The sequence below is a fragment of the Mycobacterium sp. NGS34 genome, from assembly GCF_059812845.1.
The window spans coordinates 1-16,761 of record NZ_JCALDM010000007.1 but is presented as its reverse complement, the minus strand read 5'-3'; the positions used below and the strand labels follow the sequence as shown (position 1 = coordinate 16,761).

General features: G+C 69.4%; 15 protein-coding genes. 5 read left to right on the top strand and 10 right to left on the bottom strand.

The features are described 5' to 3' along the window. The first annotated feature begins 113 nt into the window (after nt 1-113). Nucleotides 114-815, top strand: coding sequence for a PadR family transcriptional regulator (locus AC5Y7V_RS18185; RefSeq protein ID WP_499881438.1), 702 nt, complete (start codon nt 114-116; stop codon nt 813-815). Nucleotides 816-839: 24 nt separating this feature from the next. On the opposite strand, the gene glpK is transcribed toward AC5Y7V_RS18185, so the two are convergent. After that, a complete protein-coding gene (gene glpK, locus AC5Y7V_RS18180; RefSeq protein ID WP_499881437.1) occupies nt 840-2,366 on the bottom strand; it encodes a glycerol kinase GlpK in 1,527 nt (508 codons plus the stop codon). A 125-nt stretch (nt 2,367-2,491) separates the two neighbouring features. On the opposite strand from glpK, the gene AC5Y7V_RS18175 reads away from it, so the two are divergent. From AC5Y7V_RS18175 to AC5Y7V_RS18165, 3 genes are all read left to right on the top strand, one after another. Next, nucleotides 2,492-3,964 carry a glutamate-cysteine ligase family protein gene (locus tag AC5Y7V_RS18175; RefSeq protein WP_499881436.1) on the top strand — a complete coding sequence of 491 codons (1,473 nt, stop codon included), beginning with the start codon at nt 2,492-2,494 and terminating at the stop codon, nt 3,962-3,964. Between the two features lie 7 nt (nt 3,965-3,971). Next, nucleotides 3,972-4,649 (top strand): class I SAM-dependent methyltransferase, encoded by a 678-nt coding sequence (locus AC5Y7V_RS18170; protein ID WP_499881435.1) that lies wholly within the window; start codon nt 3,972-3,974, stop codon nt 4,647-4,649. A gap of 171 nt (nt 4,650-4,820) precedes the next feature. Further along, nucleotides 4,821-6,476: a PPE domain-containing protein gene (locus AC5Y7V_RS18165; protein WP_499881434.1), complete on the top strand. Its 1,656-nt coding sequence runs from the start codon at nt 4,821-4,823 to the stop codon at nt 6,474-6,476. A 10-nt stretch (nt 6,477-6,486) separates the two neighbouring features. Here the strand turns inward: AC5Y7V_RS18165 and AC5Y7V_RS18160 are convergent, their stop codons facing one another. From AC5Y7V_RS18160 to AC5Y7V_RS18120, 9 genes are all read right to left on the bottom strand, one after another. Further along, nucleotides 6,487-7,875: a PE family protein gene (locus AC5Y7V_RS18160; protein WP_499881433.1), complete on the bottom strand. Its 1,389-nt coding sequence runs from the start codon at nt 7,873-7,875 to the stop codon at nt 6,487-6,489. Nucleotides 7,876-8,171: 296 nt separating this feature from the next. Then, complete coding sequence (gene egtE / locus AC5Y7V_RS18155) at nt 8,172-9,302, bottom strand: ergothioneine biosynthesis PLP-dependent enzyme EgtE (protein WP_499881432.1); 1,131 nt, start codon at nt 9,300-9,302, stop codon at nt 8,172-8,174. Beyond that, on the bottom strand, nt 9,299-10,264 hold the full coding sequence (gene egtD / locus AC5Y7V_RS18150; protein ID WP_499881431.1) for an L-histidine N(alpha)-methyltransferase: 966 nt from the start codon (nt 10,262-10,264) through the stop codon (nt 9,299-9,301). Before egtD ends, egtE begins: the two co-directional genes overlap by 4 nt. Further along, nucleotides 10,261-10,959, bottom strand: coding sequence for an ergothioneine biosynthesis protein EgtC (gene egtC, locus AC5Y7V_RS18145; protein WP_499881430.1), 699 nt, complete (start codon nt 10,957-10,959; stop codon nt 10,261-10,263). Before egtC ends, egtD begins: the two co-directional genes overlap by 4 nt. Next, nucleotides 10,959-12,254: an ergothioneine biosynthesis protein EgtB gene (gene egtB, locus AC5Y7V_RS18140; protein WP_499881429.1), complete on the bottom strand. Its 1,296-nt coding sequence runs from the start codon at nt 12,252-12,254 to the stop codon at nt 10,959-10,961. Before egtB ends, egtC begins: the two co-directional genes overlap by 1 nt. Beyond that, nucleotides 12,251-13,519, bottom strand: a complete 1,269-nt coding sequence (gene egtA / locus AC5Y7V_RS18135) for an ergothioneine biosynthesis glutamate--cysteine ligase EgtA (protein WP_499881428.1) — start codon at nt 13,517-13,519, stop codon at nt 12,251-12,253. Before egtA ends, egtB begins: the two co-directional genes overlap by 4 nt. 142 nt (nt 13,520-13,661) lie before the next feature. Then, nucleotides 13,662-14,309 (bottom strand): sensor domain-containing protein, encoded by a 648-nt coding sequence (locus tag AC5Y7V_RS18130; protein WP_499881775.1) that lies wholly within the window; start codon nt 14,307-14,309, stop codon nt 13,662-13,664. Nucleotides 14,310-14,532: 223 nt separating this feature from the next. Continuing rightward, on the bottom strand, nt 14,533-14,952 hold the full coding sequence (locus tag AC5Y7V_RS18125) for a hypothetical protein (protein ID WP_499881427.1): 420 nt from the start codon (nt 14,950-14,952) through the stop codon (nt 14,533-14,535). A gap of 127 nt (nt 14,953-15,079) precedes the next feature. Then, nucleotides 15,080-15,463, bottom strand: coding sequence for a hypothetical protein (locus tag AC5Y7V_RS18120; protein ID WP_499881426.1), 384 nt, complete (start codon nt 15,461-15,463; stop codon nt 15,080-15,082). 347 nt (nt 15,464-15,810) lie between these two features. Between AC5Y7V_RS18120 and AC5Y7V_RS18115 the strand changes: the two genes are divergently transcribed. Further along, a partial coding sequence (locus tag AC5Y7V_RS18115) for a PE family protein (protein ID WP_499881425.1) occupies nt 15,811-16,761 on the top strand: 951 nt, incomplete at its 3' end.

Below are 16,761 nucleotides of genomic sequence, written 5' to 3'. Positions count from 1 at the left end.
ACCACGTCCTTGCGGAATATCTCGTTGCATCGCGTTAGTTTCCGATATATCGTGATATTCCGTAGCGCGCGATCGGCGCGCTACCCACAAAGCATTGAGAGGAACTACCAACCATGAGCAACCCATTCACACCCCCCGAGGGCCCCTTCGTGGGCCGGCCCGGTTTCGGCTTCGGCCCCGACCCGGTGGACCGGCGCGCCCTGCACGACGCCCGGCGACAGGCCCGGCGGGAATTCCGCGAACACCTCCGCGACCACGCCGGCGACCACTTCGGGCCCGGTTTCGGGCCCGGATTCGGTCCCGGGTTCGGCCCTGGCTTCGGCTTCGGGTTCGGCCCCGGTGGGCGGCGCGGCGGACGGCGTCGTGGCGGCTCCGGCCGCGGACGGCGCGGCGACGTGCGCGCGGCCATCCTGGCCCTGCTGGCCGAACGGCCGATGCACGGCTACGAGATGATCCAGCAGATCGCCGAGCGCAGCAACGGGATCTGGCGGCCCAGCCCCGGGTCGGTGTACCCGACGCTGCAGCTGCTGGACGACGAAGGCCTGATCAGCGCCAGCGAAACCGACGGCAGCAAGAAGCTTTTCGAGCTGACCGACGAGGGACGCGCGGCGGCTGAGAAGATCGAGACCAAGCCGTGGGACGAGATCGCCGAGGGCGCCGACCCGGGCGCGGTCAACCTGCGCGCGGCCATCGGCCAGCTGTTCGGCGCGGTCGCGCAATCCGCGCACACCGCCACCGACGAGCAGCAGCAACGCATCGTCGAGATCATCAACAACGCCCGCCGCGAGGTCTACGGCATCCTCGGCGAGGACTGAGGTCCGGCGGCAGCGGGCCCTGGATCAGGTCACATCGACCCAGTCCAGGGTGCGCTGCACGGCCTTGCGCCAACCCGCGTATCCCGCCTCGCGCCGCTCGTCGTCCCAGGTCGGCGTCCAGCGCTTGTCCTCCTGCCAGTTCGCCCGCAGATCCGACGGATCGGCCCAGAACCCGACGGCCAGGCCCGCCGCGTAGGCGGCGCCGAGCGCGGTCGTCTCGGCGACCACCGGCCGCACCACGTCCACGCCCAGCACGTCGGCCTGGATCTGCATGCACAGCTCGTTGCCGGTGATGCCGCCGTCGACCTTCAGCACCTCAAGGCGCACACCGGAATCCGCCTTCATCGCGTCCACCACATCGCGGCTCTGATAGCAGATCGCCTCCAGCGTCGCGCGCGCCAGGTGCGCGTTGGTGTTGAACCGGGACAGCCCCACGATCGCGCCGCGGGCGTCGGATCGCCAGTAGGGGGCGAACAACCCGGAAAACGCCGGGACGAAGTACACCCCGCCGTTGTCGGGGACCTGACGGGCCAGCGACTCGCTCTGCGCGGCACCGCTGATGATGCCGAGCTGGTCGCGCAGCCACTGCACCGCCGAGCCCGTGACCGCGATCGAACCCTCGAGCGCGTACACGGGTTTGGCGTCGCCGAACTGGTAGCAGACCGTGGTCAGCAGGCCGTTCTTCGACCGCACGATCGTCTCGCCGGTGTTGAGCAGCAGGAAATTGCCGGTGCCGTAGGTGTTTTTGGCCTCGCCCTCGGCCAGGCACACCTGACCGACCATCGCCGCGTGCTGGTCGCCCAGGACTCCCGTGATCGGCACCTCGCCGCCCAGCGGCCCGGTTTCCAGCGTCACACCGTAGGGCTGCAGGGGCGATGACGCCGCGATCGCCGGCAGCATCGCGCGGGGGACGCCGAAGAGCGACAACAGCTCGTCATCCCAGTCGAGGGTTTCCAGGTTCATCAGCATGGTCCGGCTGGCGTTGGTCACGTCGGTGGCGTGCGCGCCGCCCCGTGGGCCCCCGGTGAGATTCCACAACACCCAGGTGTCGGCGGTGCCGAACAGGGCGTCACCGCGTTCGGCGGCCTCGCGGACCCCGTCGACGTTTTCCAGGATCCATTGCAGCTTGCCGCCGGAGAAGTAGGTCGCCGGCGGCAGGCCGGCCTTGCGGCGAATCACGTCGCCACGGCCGTCTCGCTCCAGCGCGGAAGCGATCCGGTCGGTGCGGGTGTCCTGCCAGACGATCGCGTTGTAGTACGGCCGGCCGGTCCGTTTGTCCCAGACCAGCGTGGTTTCGCGCTGATTCGTAATCCCCAGGGCCGCCAGGTGTTTCGGCGTCAGCTTGGCGCGGTTCAATACCGACATCAGCACCGACGACGTGCGCTCCCAGATCTCCACCGGGTCGTGCTCGACCCAGCCGGCGCGGGGCAGGATCTGTTCGTGCTCGAGCTGATGGCGGGCCACTTCGGCGCCGTCGTGATCGAAAATCATGCAGCGGGTGCTGGTGGTGCCCTGATCGATTGCGGCTACGAATTCAGCGGACTCGGCCAACTAGCTCTCCTCCACCCGTGATTGAGACTCCTCACGTCCATGATGGTCTACCCACCCTCTCGCCGTCAGCACTGGTCAGCCTGTCGCCCTTGCGTTGCCGCCGGTAAACCTGTTGCATCGGCGTTGTGGGCGAAGAGGTCAAGCGCACCACGTATGACCGCGCGCAACGCTCGGAATATCGGCGCAAGGTGCGGTTGTGCCTGAACGTCTTCGAGACGATGCTCGCCCAGTCGCGCTTCGATTCCGACCGTTCGCTCACCGGCATGGAGATCGAATGCAACCTCGTCGACGCGGACTACCAGCCGGCCATGTCGAACCGGTCCGTGCTGGAGGCCATCGCCGACCCCGCCTTCCAGACCGAATTGGGCGCCTACAACATCGAATTCAACGTCCCGCCCCGCCCGCTGCCGGGGCACACGGGGCTCGACCTCGAGGCCGAGGTGCGGGCCAGCCTGAATGACGCCGAGGCCAAGGCCAACTCGGGTGGGGCGCACATCGTGATGATCGGCATCCTGCCCACGCTGATGCCCGAACACCTCTCCGAAGGCTGGATGAGCGAGTCGAAGCGGTATGCCGCCCTCAACGACTCGATCTTCTCCGCCCGCGGCGAGGACATCCCGATCGACATCTCCGGCCCGGAGCCGCTGAGCTGGAACGCCGCCACCATCGCGCCCGAATCCGCTTGCACCAGCATGCAATTGCACCTGCAGCTCGCCCCCGAGGAGTTCGCCGCGAACTGGAACGCGGCCCAGATCCTCGCGGGCCCGCAGCTGGCGCTGGGGGCCAACTCGCCGTACTTCTTCGGCCACCAGCTGTGGTCGGAGACCCGGATCGAGGTGTTCACCCAGTCCACCGACACCCGTCCCGAGGAGCTCAAGGCCCAGGGCGTGCGGCCGCGGGTGTGGTTCGGCGAACGCTGGATCACCTCCGTGCTGGACCTGTTCGGAGAGAACATCCAATATTTCCCGTCCCTGCTGCCGGAGGTTTCCGACGAGGACCCGGTCGCCGAGCTGGCCGCGGGACGCACCCCGCAATTGCCCGAGCTGCGCCTGCACAACGGCACCGTGTACCGGTGGAACCGGCCCGTGTACGACGTCGTCGACGGGCGCGCGCATCTGCGGCTGGAGAACCGGGTGCTGCCGGCCGGGCCGACCGTCATCGACATGCTGGGGAACTCCGCCTTCTATTACGGCGCGCTGCGCGGCCTGTCCGAAGACGAGGACCCGCTCTGGAAGAGGATGGGTTTCCTTGTGGCGCGGGAGAATTTCCTCGAGGCGGCGCGCCACGGCATCGATGCCCGTCTGCTCTGGCCCGGCATGGGCAAGGTGTCGGCGCGGGAGCTGGTGCTCGACACCTTGCTGCCGATCGCCGACGAGGGACTGCGCCGCTGGGGTGTCGACGCCGAGGTGCGCGACCGGTTCCTGGGCGTCATCGAGGGGCGCGCCCGGGCCGGCCGCAACGGGGCCAGCTGGCAGGTCTCCACCGTGCGTACGCTGGAAGACGGCGGCATGAGCCGGCCCGCGGCGCTCGCCGAAATGCTGCGGCGGTATTGCGAACACATGCATGCCAACGCGCCGGTGCACACCTGGGATAGATAGGGGAACCATGTCATCCGACATCATGGACTGGGACGGCGCGTACCGCGAGGAGGGCGAATTCCAGGGGCCACCGCCGTGGAACATCGGTGAGCCGCAGCCGGAATTGGCGGCGCTGATAGCGGCCGGAAAGTTCCGCAGTGACGTGTTGGACGCCGGGTGCGGGGTCGCCGAGCTGTCGCTGGCGCTGGCCGCGCAGGGCTACACCGTGGTCGGCATCGACCTCACGCCGACCGCCGTCGCCGCCGCCACCAAGGCGGCCGCCGAGCGGGGCCTGACCACCGCCGCCTTCGTGCAGGCCGACATCACGTCCTTCACCGGCTACGACGGACGCTTCTCCACCGTCGCGGATTCGACGCTGTTCCATTCGCTGCCGGTGGAGGGCCGCGACGGATACCTGCGCTCGGTCCATCGCGCGGCCGCGCCGGGCGCGAGCTATTTCGTGCTCGTGTTCGCCAAGGGCGCCTTCCCCGCCGAGATGGAGCCCAAGCCGAACGAGGTCGACGAGGACGAGTTGCGCGCCGCGGTGAGCAAATACTGGGAGATCGACGAGATCCGGCCCGCCTTCATCCACGCGAACATCCCGGCACTGGCCGACGCGCCGTTCGAATTCCCGCCGCACGACCGCGACGAGAAGGGGCGGATGAAGTTGCCGGCCTTCCTGCTGTCGGCGCACAAGGCCGGCTGAGGGTTTACGGCGCCACGCTTCGGTCAATTCGACCTTGCTTTTGCGGAAAAGGAAGTGCCGACCTTGCGGTAGCCGTAGCATTGCGGCTTGGATTGCCCGATTCCATCAGCCGCCCCGTTGCGTCAAGCGAATCGGGAATCCGGAAACCGGAATCGGTTGGGAGGTCTACCGATGACCAATTTCATGGTGTTGCCCCCGGAAATCAATTCTCTGCTCATGTTTTCGGGCGCGGGTTCGGCGCCCATGTTGGAGGCGGCGACGGCCTGGGACGTGTTGGCCGCCGAACTGGGTGCGGCGGCATCGTCGTTCGGATCGGTGACCTCAGGGCTGGCGGGTCAGGCCTGGCAGGGTGCGTCGGCGCAGGCGATGACGGCCGCGGCCGCCCCGTACACGGGGTGGCTGAGCCAGGCCGCGACGCAGGCGGCCTCGGCGGCCGGGCAGGCCCGCGCGGTGGTGAGCGCGTTTGAGGCCGCGCAGGCGGGCACGGTGCACCCGATCCTGGTGGACCTCAACCGTAATTCGCTGGTGCAAATGGTGATGTCGAACTGGTTCGGTCTCAACGCGCCGGCGATCGCCCAACTCGAAGCTGACTACGAGGCCATGTGGGCCCGGGACGTGTCGGCGATGTCGGGCTATTACTCCGGCGCGTCTGCCGCCGCGGCACAGTTGGCACCCGCGCAGACACTGCAGGACGTGCTGGCAACCCTGCCCAACCTGGGCATCGGCAACATCGGCAACGCCAACCTCGGCAACGGCAACACCGGCAGCGCCAACGTCGGCACCGGCAACACCGGCAGTTCCAACCTGGGCGGCGGAAACCTCGGCAGCGGCAACGTCGGCAGCGGAAACCATGGCAGCAACAACTTCGGCTCCGGCAACATCGGCGCCGGAAACATCGGCTTCGGAAACAACGGCGGCACTACCACCACGGGCCGAAACGTGGGAATGGGAAATACCGGCGTCAACAACTTCGGCTTCGGGAATACCGGTGCCGGGAATTATGGTGGCGGAAACACCGGCGACGGGAACGTCGGTGCGGGGAACAACGGCACCAACGACATCGGCTTCGGACTTACGGGAAGCAATGAGATCGGTATCGGGAACACCTATTTCAACACCGCAACCAACCAATTCAGCTTCGGCGGCCTGAACTCGGGTAGCGGCAACATCGGCATCGGGAACTCGGGCACCAACAACATCGGCTTCTTCAACTCGGGTACCGGCAATATCGGCATGTTCGACTCGGGCAGCAATACCCTCACCCACGGCCTCAACAATGTCGGCATCGGAGAATCGCACATCGGGAACTTCGGCGTGGGGAACTCGGGCGACGTAAATTTCGGCATCGGCAACACAGGCACGCTGAACACCGGCTTGTTCAACTCGGGCCAGCTAGACACCGGCCAGGGGAACGCGGGCGCATGGAACACGGGTTTCTGGAATTCGGGCGACATCAACACGGGCAATGGGAACTCGGGCACCGTCAACACTGGCTTCTGGAATTCGGGCACCGCGAACACGGGCTTCGGGGCCACCGGCGACACCGGTGCCACTGACTCGGGTTTCGGCAACACTGGCCCCGATGTCTCGGGCTTCTTCAACACCTCTAGCGGTGGCGGATTAAACGGCTTCGTGTCGGGCTTTGGAAACACGGCCATCGGCAACGGGGGCATCAGTGTGACCGGCGAGATGTCGGGCTTTTTCAACACCGGCGTCCCGAACAGCTTATTCCCCAACCTATTTGGCGCGGTCTCGGGATTGTCGAACACCGGCGCCTTTACATCGGGCTTATTCAGCCTGAGCTCACTGCTTGCCGGACTGTCGTAGCGGCGCCTGGTTAGGGGCCGGTGCCCAGCAGGCTGGCCGCGACGTCGTTGACGATCGAAAGGAAGTTGTTCGCTTCGACGCTCAGCCCGTTCAACCAGGTGGGGATGGGCGGGATCGTGAACTGGTCGTACTGAACGGGCGCCACGGTGATTTGGGGGATGTCGACCCCGGGCAGGCTGAAGCCGCCGACACCGACGGGCGGGATGGTCAACGGCGCCGAGGCGAAGCCCGGCCAGCTGACCTGCGGCAGCGTGAAGCCGCCGACACCGATCGGCGGGATGGTCAACTGCGCCGTGGCGAACGCCGGCCAACTGAGCTGCGGCAGCGTGAAACCGCCGACAGCGATGGGCGGAACGGTGACCGATGGGATGGTGAAGCCGGACAAGCTGACGGCCGGGAGCGTGTAGGCGCCGCCGCTCGGGTTGCTGATCATCAGGGTCGGCAGGGTGAAGGCGCCGACCTGGATACTGGGGAGCCCGAATTGGGTGATGAAGCCCGGAGTGTTGAAGCCGAGCGATGGCGCGAAATCGAACGACTCAAGGTTGATGTCATAGTCCGGGAAGAGGACGTTCCCGGTATGCAGGTGGACCACCGTCTGGCCGCCACCCGGAACATTGATATCCGGGATCTGTATCTGGGGAAGGTTGATCTGGGGAACGGTTATCGACGGCAGGCTGAAGCCCGTCACCTGGATCAGCGGCGTCTGGAACGCCTGTATCGTCACCGCGGGCAGGTCGATCGGCGGCACCGTTATGGCGGGTGTCGTGATCTGTGGCAGGTTGAAGGCACCCACGGTGATGTTGGCGGGCGTCGTCCCGGCCGGGATGTTGATCGACGGTATCGACAGCTGCGGCAAGTTGAACGGAGTCACCGTCAGGTTCGCGAGCGTGGCGCCGGCCGGAAAGTTGATGGGCGGAATGGCGAGCTGGGGCAGATTGAAGGGGGCGACGCTGATCGGGGGCACGTGCACCGCCGGCAGGATGAACCCGGGTGTGCTGATCGTGAATTGAATGCCACCGGTCCCGATATTGATGTCGACGAGGCCGTTGAAAAGGTTGAAGGTTCGGTAGGTCGCGGCGGGTACGGCCGCCGCCACGGCTGCGGGGGCCGCCTGCCCTGCGTTAACCGCCTCGGCGCCGACGTATGCCGACGCGCCCGCGGTCAACAGTCTTTCGAACTCCGCATGAAAGGCCTGCGCTTGGGCGTTGAGCGCCTGAAATTGCTGGCCGGCGCTGCCGAAGAGCAAGGCGATCGCGCTCGATACCTCGTCGCCAGCGGCGGTCGCGATCGCCGTGGTGGGTCCCGCGGTCGCGGCGGCCTGGGTCAGCGAGGCGCGAATGCCCGCCAGGTCTTGGGCCGCGCCCTGCACCGCTTCCGGCACGGTGATCACATAGGACATCTCCATCTCCTTTCCCGCACGCCGCAAAGGAGCGAGCTAGCTGAATGAGGCTGCGGCCGAAGCCAATTCACCGGCCAGCCGTCCCGGGGCGAGTTGATCCGAAGGAGCATCGCGGAGAAATCCATCACGCACCCCTTCCCACCGGCTGCATCGTCGACGGCGAGCCGTTGCAGGTCCCGATCCCTGATTCGCCGCGCGCTACAGAAGCCAAAAGTTACCCCACACATGCCCAATAAGAACAGGCCTTTTCATACTTTCGGTCAAAATCGCGGTCGAAATTGACGAATCCGGTATTTTCAGCCGGTTGCCGCGGTGGCCGCGATCAGCGCCTCGGCGAAGGTCTCCAGGTCGTCGGCGGTGGTGTCCGCGTGGGGCGAGATCCGCAGCACCGGGGCGGACAGTTCCCGCGGCGCGCGCGCCACCCCGGCGTAGGTCGTCACGATCCGTCGCTCGGCGAGCAGCCACGCCCGCACCGCTTCGGGGTCGGCGCCGTCGACGGGGGCCAGCGTCGTGATGGCGCTGGGCTCCTCGGCCTCTTCGACCACCAGCCAGCCGTCGACATCGCTCAGCAGGCTCCGGGCGATCGCGCCCAGCTCGGCCAGCCGGGCACGCACCGAGTCCGGCCCGGCTGCCAGGTGCTCTCCCACAGCAACCGAAAAGCCCACCCGCGCGGCGACATTGGCTTCACCAAAGCCGAGTTGCTGCGCCACCGACAGTTGCGACGCCCACTGCGGCGCCGGAAGCCGCGGCACCAGCCGGTCCATCAGCCCGGGCCGGGCGGCCAGGACACCGACGCCGCGCGGTCCGGCGATCCACTTGCGCGACGACGAATACATGGCGTCGGCGCCCACCGCGCAGTCGATGTGGCCCAGCGCCTGTGCGGCGTCGACCACCAGCGGCAGGCTCAGCTGACGGCAGAGTTTGGCCACCATGGCAAGCGGTTGCACCACGCCCCGGTGGCTGGCCAGCGGGGTGAGATGCACTAAATCCGGTGGGTCGCTTTCGAGTTCGAACGCCGCCTCGTCCAACGCCAGCCTGCCGTCGTCCAGGGTCGGCAAGGTCCGCACCTCGAACCCGTAGGCGGCCATCACGGCCAGGTTGGGGCCGTACTCGCCGGGCAGGCAGGCCAGCGTGCGCCGGTCGGCCGGCCAAGCGCCCAGCAGCAGATCGAGCGCGTGCAGGGAGCCGGTGGTGAACACCACCTCGGCGTCGGGTGTGCCGCACAGCGTCGCGACCGCGGCGCGTCCGGCCTCGAGCACCGGGTCGGCCGCCTCGGCCGCGACGTACGCGCCGACCTCGGCCTCGTGCAGCGCATGCTTGGCCGCCGCGTCCAGGGCCGCGAAGCTCTGGCGCGAGCAGGCGGCGCTGTCCAGGTGCAGCCCGGCCACGGGCGGGCGGGCCGCCCGCCATCGGTCGGCCAGGCTCACTTAACCGCCAGCGACAGCCCGAAGTCGCCCGCGGCGTCGGTCCACCAACGAATGCGGCGCAGCCCGGCGGCGGCCAACTCGGCGCTGACCCCGTCCGGGCGGAACTTGCACGACACCTCGGTGAGCATTTCCTCGCCGTCCGCGAAATCGACGGTCAATTCGAGCGCGCCGACTTGCACCCGCTGGCGCCGGCCGGACCGCAGCCACATTTCGATGCGCTCCTCGTCGGTGTTCCACCGCGCCACGTGCTGGTAGGCGTCGATGTCGAAGTCGGCGTCGAGTTGGCGGTTGATCACCGCGAGCACGTTTCGGTTGAACCGGGCCGTCACCCCGGCGGCGTCGTCGTAGGCGCGGACCAGCCGGTCGGCGTCCTTGACCAGGTCGGTGCCCAGCAACAGGCTGTCCCCCCGCCGCATCACCCCGGCCAGCGTGGCGAGGAACTGCGCGCGCGGACCGGGCGTGAGGTTGCCGATGGTCGACCCCAGGAAGACGAACAGTCGCCGCCCGCCGTCGGGTATCTCGGTCAGGTGTTCCTCGAAATCCCCGCAGACCGCGCTGATTTCGACGCCCGGGTACTCGCGCTGGATGGCGGTCGCGGTCGCCGACAGCACGTTGGCGTCAACGTCGAACGGCACGAACCCGCGCAGCGAGCCCCGGTCGCGCAGCGCGTCCAGCAGCCGCCGGGTCTTCTCCGACGTCCCGGCGCCCAATTCGACCAGCGTGTCGGCTTCGCTGGCCGCCGCGACCTCGCCCGACCGGGCGCGCAGGATCTCGGCCTCGGCGCGCGTCGGGTAGTACTCGGGCAACCGGGTGATCTGGTCGAACAGGTCGCTGCCCACCGAGTCGTAGAACCACTTGGGCGGCAACGACTTCGGTGTCTGCCGCAGGCCGTCGAGCACGTCGCGGCGCAGCGCGTGGTACGCCGAGTCGGCGGCGAGGTGGTTGGACAGCGTCAGCGTCATGAAGAGCCTTTCGAATTGAGGGGCGTCAGCGTGACCCCCCGCTCGGTGACCTCAACCAGGTGGCGGTCCGGCACGTCCTGCCAGTCGGGCGCGTCGTCGTACGGTTCGCTGGCCAGCACCACCCCGTCGTCGCGGGGCAGGACGAACAGGGTGTCGCCCCAGGCGGTCGCCAGCAGCCGAGAGCCGTTGGCGGCCAACACGTTCAGCCGAGCCAACGGGTCGGCCGCCCCGATTTCGGCGATGGTGTCGGCCAGCGCGTCGAGCCCGCGCTCGAAGATGGTGGCCGCAAGGATGGCGCTGTCGCAAGCCGATTCGGCCGACGAGGTGAACGGCAGCACCGTGCGGTCGACGATGCCGTTGTGCGACAACAGCCAGCGGCCGTCGGTAAACGGCGCCGTCGCGCTGGCCTCGATCGGCATGCCCACGGTCGCCGAGCGCACCGCGGCCACCACGCAGTGGCTGCGCAGCGCCGGCGCCACCGAATCGAACGACGCGTCGCCCCACAGCGGCGCCGGGCTGCGCCAGCGCCGGGGCACGTTCCCGTCGAAAAACCCGATGCCCCAACCGTCGGCGTTCATCAGCCCGTGCTTCTGGCGGCGCGGGGCGTACGACTGCACCCGCAGCCCGCACGGCGGGTCCAGCACCAGCGAGGAGACGGTGACGTCGGCGCCGAGCCAGCCCAGGTGACGGCACATCAGTCGGTCACGTCCCACGCCAGGCGGACACCGGAGAAGATCTGACGCCGGATCGGGTGGTCCCAATTGCGGAAGCTGGGCCGCACGATCCCCCGCTCGACGGCCCACGAGCCGCCGCGCAGCACCCGGTAGTCGCCGTCGAAGAACGGCTGCGAGTAGCGCTCGTAGATCATCGGGACGAACCCCGGCCACGGCCGCAGCGGCGAAGAGGTCCACTCCCAGACGTCGCCCAGCATCTGCTCGGCGCCGTAGGCCGAAGCGCCGGCGGGATACGCGCCGACGGGGGCGGGCCGCAGCGCGGTGCCACCCAGGTTGGCCAGGTCGTCGGACGGCTCCCGCTCCCCCCATGGGTAGCGGCGCCGGGCGTCGGCCGCCGGATCCCACGCGCAGGCCTTCTCCCACTCGATCTCGGTAGGCAGCCGCGCCCCGGCCCAGGCCGCATAGGCCTCGGCCTCGAAATAGGTGACGTGCTGCACCGGCTCGTCGGCGGGGATGTCCTCGATGTAGCCGAAACGGGCGCGGGTTCGGCCGTCGGAACTCCAGAACTGCGGCGCGGTCAGACCCGCGGTCTGCCGGTGCTGCCAGCCGCGCTCGGACCACCACCGCGGCTCGTCGTAGCCGCCGTCGTCGATGAACCCTCGCCACTCGCCGTTGGTGACCGGGACCCGGCCGATCCGGAAGGCGGGCACGTCGACGACGTGGGCGGGGCGCTCGTTGTCGAGCGAATACGGTTCGCTGGCCGCGTCCACACCCAGCACAAACGGGCCGCCGGGGACCAGCACCGACGTTCCCGCCAGACCGGGCCGGCCGCCGGGCAGGGCCGGGGCGTCGCGCAGCAGCGGCGCGCCGGTGCGCAGGTTGAGCGCCTGCAGCATGGTCTCGTCGTGCTGGTTTTCGTGGCTGACCACCAACCCGAAGGCGAACGTCGCTTCCACACCGGCGGGATCGTCGGGCAGGGCGTCGAGCGCGTCCAGTGCGGCGGACCGCACGGTGCGGCAATACGACCGCGCGCGCTCCGGCGACAGCAGCGGCAACTCGACGCGGCTGGCCCGGGAGTGTTCGAAAGCGTCGTAGAGGCCCTCGACGGCCGGCGGCAGGATCCCCGGGCGGGACGGATCACCGCCGCGCAGCAGCCAGAACTCTTCCTGCTGACCGATGTGCGCGAGGTCCCACACCAGCGGGCTCATCAACGGGTCGAACTGCCGCCACAGCTCGGCGTCGTCGAACTCGACCAGCCGCAGCGTCCGCGCTCGCGCCCGCGCCAAATCGTCGGCCAGCTTTTCCCGAGAAGTCACGGGCCCCCTTGCGGCCAGCGCGCGGCCCTCGAGACCGTCGCCTCGATGCCGTGCTCGATCACCTCGTCGGAGAAGTCGTCGCCGGGACATCGGCCCCGCTCGACTCCGCTGACCAACCGTTGCATCGCGTCGGTCAGTTCCGCCGGCGCCCGCTCGGCGGCGACGGCCACGCATTTGTTGGCCGCCGCGTAGAGCCGGCGGTCGCGCAGGCCCACCCGGGCCGCGACGTCCCACGCGGTGGCGACCGGTTCGACGGCCTCGGCCGCGAGGTCGGCGGCGACCGGGTCGTCGAGCAGCACCACCAACGTGAACACCACCGCGGGCCACAGGGCGTCCGGCACGCTGTCGAGGTAGCGGATCTCCAGCCACTGTCTCGGTCGCACCGGCGGGAACAGCGTGGTCAGGTGGTATTCCAGGTCGGCGATCGTCGGACGCCGGTCACCGAGCAACACCCGGCCGTCCACCCAGTCGGCGAAGGGCACCCACCGCGTGACGGCGGTGGCGTCGGGGTTGTGCACCAGCATCACCGGGGCCTTGAGCGCGTAGCGCGCCCAGTCGGTGCCCGGGTCGTCGCCGCTGGCCCCCAGAATGGGCCCGCAGCGGGCCGAGTCCATGTCCCCCCACACCCGCTGCCGGGTGGAGACCCAGCCGGTGAATTCGCCGCCCAGCATCGGGGAGTTGGCGGCGATCGCGATCATCGTGGGGCCCAGCGCGTGCGCCAGCCGGACCCGCGCTGCCCAGCCGTCGCGCGGCCCGGCGTCCACGTTGACTTGGATCGACGCGGTCGACGTCATCATCGCCGCGCCCGCCTCGCCGGAGCGGCTGGCGCGGAAGAACTGTTCCATGGCGCGGTAGCGGGCACCGGGGTTGATGCGCTTCGGCGGCCGCAGCGGATCCGCCCCGAGGAAAACCAGGCCCAGCCCGGCGTCGGCGAAGGCCGACCGCAGCACGGCTTGATCCCGATTCATCGCGTCGACGGCGGCCAGCACCCCGTCCGCGGGCGGGCCGGACAGTTCGACGGCTCCGCCGGGTTCCACCGTGACGGCGCTGCCGCCGGGCAGGGTGGGCAGCTGCTGGAGAACGGCCGCGATTTCGGCCCAGCGCGGCCTGCGGTGCGGGTCGGCCGGGTCGTGGCAGTGGCCCTCCAGCTCGAGACCGATGCTCCGCAGCGGGCCGTCAACGAGGCAGCCGTCGGCGATGTATTCAGCGGCGGCCGCCGCGTCGGCCATTTCGGCCTGAGCGGCGCTGGCCGGGGCGAACGTCATATCACGATTCCTCCAGGACGCGCCGCTTGTTGCGTAGCCAACGGAAATTTCAACGCCACTACTTCATCTTGCAGATCGCACCGACATATTCCCGTCCTGCCGGACTTTCCCGTGACGGACCACCCGAAGATCCGGATCCACGCTACTGACCCAGCGCGTTCTGCATGGCCCCGGCCAGCACGTTGACCGCGGGTCCCGCGTTGCCAGATTGGCAGACCTTGGCCTGCAACAATACGTTTTCGCGCAGCCTGGTTTGATCGAAGCACCGGCGGTCGGTGCCCGCCTCCTGCTTCGTCCAGTTCGCGTCCGCGCCCGTGGCCGGGCCGCCGTCGAACGACCACACCTGCGTGATTCCGTTGTCCAGGTGCATCGCGGTGGTTTGGCCCGAACAGCCGACGGTCCGGTCCACCACGCGATGGAAGGCCCGCCCGGCGGCGTCGTTATTGGCGAATACGCCGACGGCCTGCTTCACCAAGTGGGTCTGATCGCTGGCCGACGTCTGGGTGGTCGCCCCGTTGAACGACGCGAGATCCGGGTCGTCGAAGACCTCGGGCAGCCCGATGTCGGCCCAGTTGTTGCAAACCGGAACGTCGACCGAATAGCCCTGGAACGGCTGCGTGAACACCGACTCCCAGCCCATGGGCCCGCCGACGATGTTGCCGACCGATCCCTTCGCCAGGACCGCGTAGTTCACCACCCCGGGCTCCGACGGGTGAGCGACCGCCACGGGGACACCCAACGCTCCCCCGACCGCCACCCCGATGGTCATCACCGCAGCGCGGATGCGCATGGTCATGGTTTTCGATCATGCCAGGGCGGCCGCCGGGTGGCGAACACCGATTTTCGGGCCGGGACCCCCTTCTCGACACAGTTGCCGAAGAGGGGGCCGCTTACATTTCCAATACTGTTGTGCGCCAACCGGTCTCCGGACCCATCGCCGGGGTTGTCGCGTAACGGCAATCGGCCCAACAACTTTCGGCGCGGCGGGACATAAGGGGCCCGCGCAGTTTCGTCTACGGGCGCGGATTGCCCGGCGTGTTCGGCGCCGGTGCCGGGGCGCTGGGCGTCGGCGTCTGGCTGGGCCCCCCGGGACCGCCCGGCCCGAAGCCCGGCGGCGGACCCCACGGGCCGCCCATGCCCGGACCCCATGGGCCGCCGTACTGCCACGGTCCACCACCCGGTCCACCGGGGCCGCCGGGTCCACCGGGGCCGTACATCATGCCGTGGTGGTGCTTGTAGTAGTGCCAGTGATGGCCGATTCCCACGACCATGGCACCGGCGAAGAAGACGGTCGAGAGGATGAAGACGATCCCGGCGACGATCACCACCCACGCGGCGGCGACATATACCCGGGGAGGCTTGACCGGTGTGTACGCAGGCGGGGCCGCGGCGACGGACGTCGGTTGCGTTGACGGTTCGGGTGTTTGGGTCATGCCTTGAATACTGCCCCCGCCGCCAACCGCGAGAACAGGTCCGAGACACAAATGTTGCTGTGAATCGAGCGGCCCGGCGCTCGTGCGAGCGCCGGGCCATCGGATGTGGGTTTAACGACCCGCGGGGCTACGGGGTCCGCGTGGGGGCGACGGACGACGGAATCTGGCTGGGCCCCGGGGCGCCGGGGGTCGCCGAGGCGGGGCCGCCGCCCTGTACCGCCGCGGGTGGTCCGGCCGGTCCGCCGGGTCCGCCCGGGCCGCCGGGGCCGAAGCGGTGCGGATGCATGAACGCCGCGTGGTGCTTGTGGTGGTGCATGCCGCCGTGGCCGTGCCCGAGCGCCATCCCGGTGAAGAAGATCACCGAGATGATGAACACGACTCCGGCGACGATGGCAACCCATGCCGCGGCGAGGAAGACCTTGGGGGTCCGGTATAGCACCGACGCTGCCGCCGGTGCGGGTTCAGTTGCGGTAGCGGTCCGCACGGTTGGGGTTTCAGATGTTTCACTCATGAGACAAATGATGCGTGCGTTAGGAGTAGTTGTGGCTATGCGCTAGTTAAGTAGCAGCTATGAGCCGAAACCCCGCCTCACCTGGCAAAATCGCTCGGCGTCGTCCCACGGTCGCCCCCACGACGGGTCTGCTTCAGCGGACGGCGTTCTGGTGGCCGCGACGGCCTCGGCGGTCACCCGCCGGACCGACTCCGGCGCGGGCGCGACATGGCCGAGTCTTCGGCAAAACCGCAGATCCGGCAGCCGCTGGGTTACGGTGAGCCGGTCCTGATCACCCTCCTCCGGTTCGTGCAGCGAGCGAAGGTGCGGGACGTCCTTGTCTGTCGCGACCGAGTGAGAGGTGCGGGATGTCGTTTGTGATCGCAGTGCCGGAGACGATGGCGTCGGCGGCTTCCGATGTGGCGGGTCTCGGGGCGACGATCGGCGAGGCCAGGGCGGCGGCGGTGGCTCCGACCACCGGCGTGCTCGCCGCCGCCGGTGACGAGGTGTCGGCGGCGATCGCGTCGCTGTTTTCCAGCCACGCGCAGGAATTCCAGGCGGTCAGCGAGCAGGCGGCGGCCTTCCACAACCAGTTCGCGGAGGCGTTGGCCGGCGCGGGAGGGTTGTATGCCAGCGCGGAGGCGGCCAACGCCTCGCCACTGGAAATCGTGCTGGGCGCGATCAATACCCCCTTCCTCACGTTCCTGGGACGCCCGCTGATCGGCAACGGCGCCAACGGCGCCGCCGGGACCGGGGCCCCCGGCGGGGCCGGCGGGATCTTGTTCGGCAGCGGCGGCAACGGCGGGTCCGGCGCGCCGGGACACAACGGCGGAGCGGGCGGGGCCGCCGGTCTGTTCGGGGCGGGCGGGGCCGGGGGCGCCGGTGGTCCGGGCGGCCTGTCCACCACCGGCGGTGTCGGCGGGGCCGGCGGCGCCGGCGGGCTGTTCTTCGGTGCCGGCGGGACCGGCGGGGTCGGCGGGTTCGGCTCCGTCACCGGCGGGGCAGGCGGCGCCGGCGGGGTCGGCGGGCTGTTCGGCGGCCACGGCGGGTTAGGCGGCGCCGGCGGGCTCGGCTCGACTACCGGCGGTGCCGGCGGGGCCGGCGGCGCCGGCGGAATGCTCGGCGGCGCCGGCGGTATCGGCGGGGCAGGCGGGGTGGGATCCGCGCTCGGGGGCGGCGGGTCAGGCGGCGTTGGCGGGTCGGGCGGACTGTTCGGCGCCGCCGGCGCCGGCGGGACCGGCGGGGCCGGCGCCACCACCGGCGGGAATGGTGGGGCCGGCGGAAGCCACCTGCTGTTCGGCGCGGGCGCCGCGGGCGGC

What these genes read in the sequence shown, in the direction of transcription:
- AC5Y7V_RS18170 (WP_499881435.1), top strand. Translation starts at nt 3,972, where the DNA reads ATGTCATCCGACATCATGGACTGGGACGGCGCGTACCGCGAGGAGGGC.
- AC5Y7V_RS18185 (WP_499881438.1), top strand. Translation starts at nt 114, where the DNA reads ATGAGCAACCCATTCACACCCCCCGAGGGCCCCTTCGTGGGCCGGCCC.
- egtA (WP_499881428.1), bottom strand. Translation starts at nt 13,519, where the DNA reads ATGACGTTCGCCCCGGCCAGCGCCGCTCAGGCCGAAATGGCCGACGCG.
- egtC (WP_499881430.1), bottom strand. Translation starts at nt 10,959, where the DNA reads ATGTGCCGTCACCTGGGCTGGCTCGGCGCCGACGTCACCGTCTCCTCG.
- egtD (WP_499881431.1), bottom strand. Translation starts at nt 10,264, where the DNA reads ATGACGCTGACGCTGTCCAACCACCTCGCCGCCGACTCGGCGTACCAC.
- AC5Y7V_RS18160 (WP_499881433.1), bottom strand. Translation starts at nt 7,875, where the DNA reads ATGTCCTATGTGATCACCGTGCCGGAAGCGGTGCAGGGCGCGGCCCAA.
- AC5Y7V_RS18165 (WP_499881434.1), top strand. Translation starts at nt 4,821, where the DNA reads ATGACCAATTTCATGGTGTTGCCCCCGGAAATCAATTCTCTGCTCATG.
- AC5Y7V_RS18130 (WP_499881775.1), bottom strand. Translation starts at nt 14,309, where the DNA reads ATGCGCATCCGCGCTGCGGTGATGACCATCGGGGTGGCGGTCGGGGGA.
- AC5Y7V_RS18120 (WP_499881426.1), bottom strand. Translation starts at nt 15,463, where the DNA reads ATGAGTGAAACATCTGAAACCCCAACCGTGCGGACCGCTACCGCAACT.
- AC5Y7V_RS18125 (WP_499881427.1), bottom strand. Translation starts at nt 14,952, where the DNA reads ATGACCCAAACACCCGAACCGTCAACGCAACCGACGTCCGTCGCCGCG.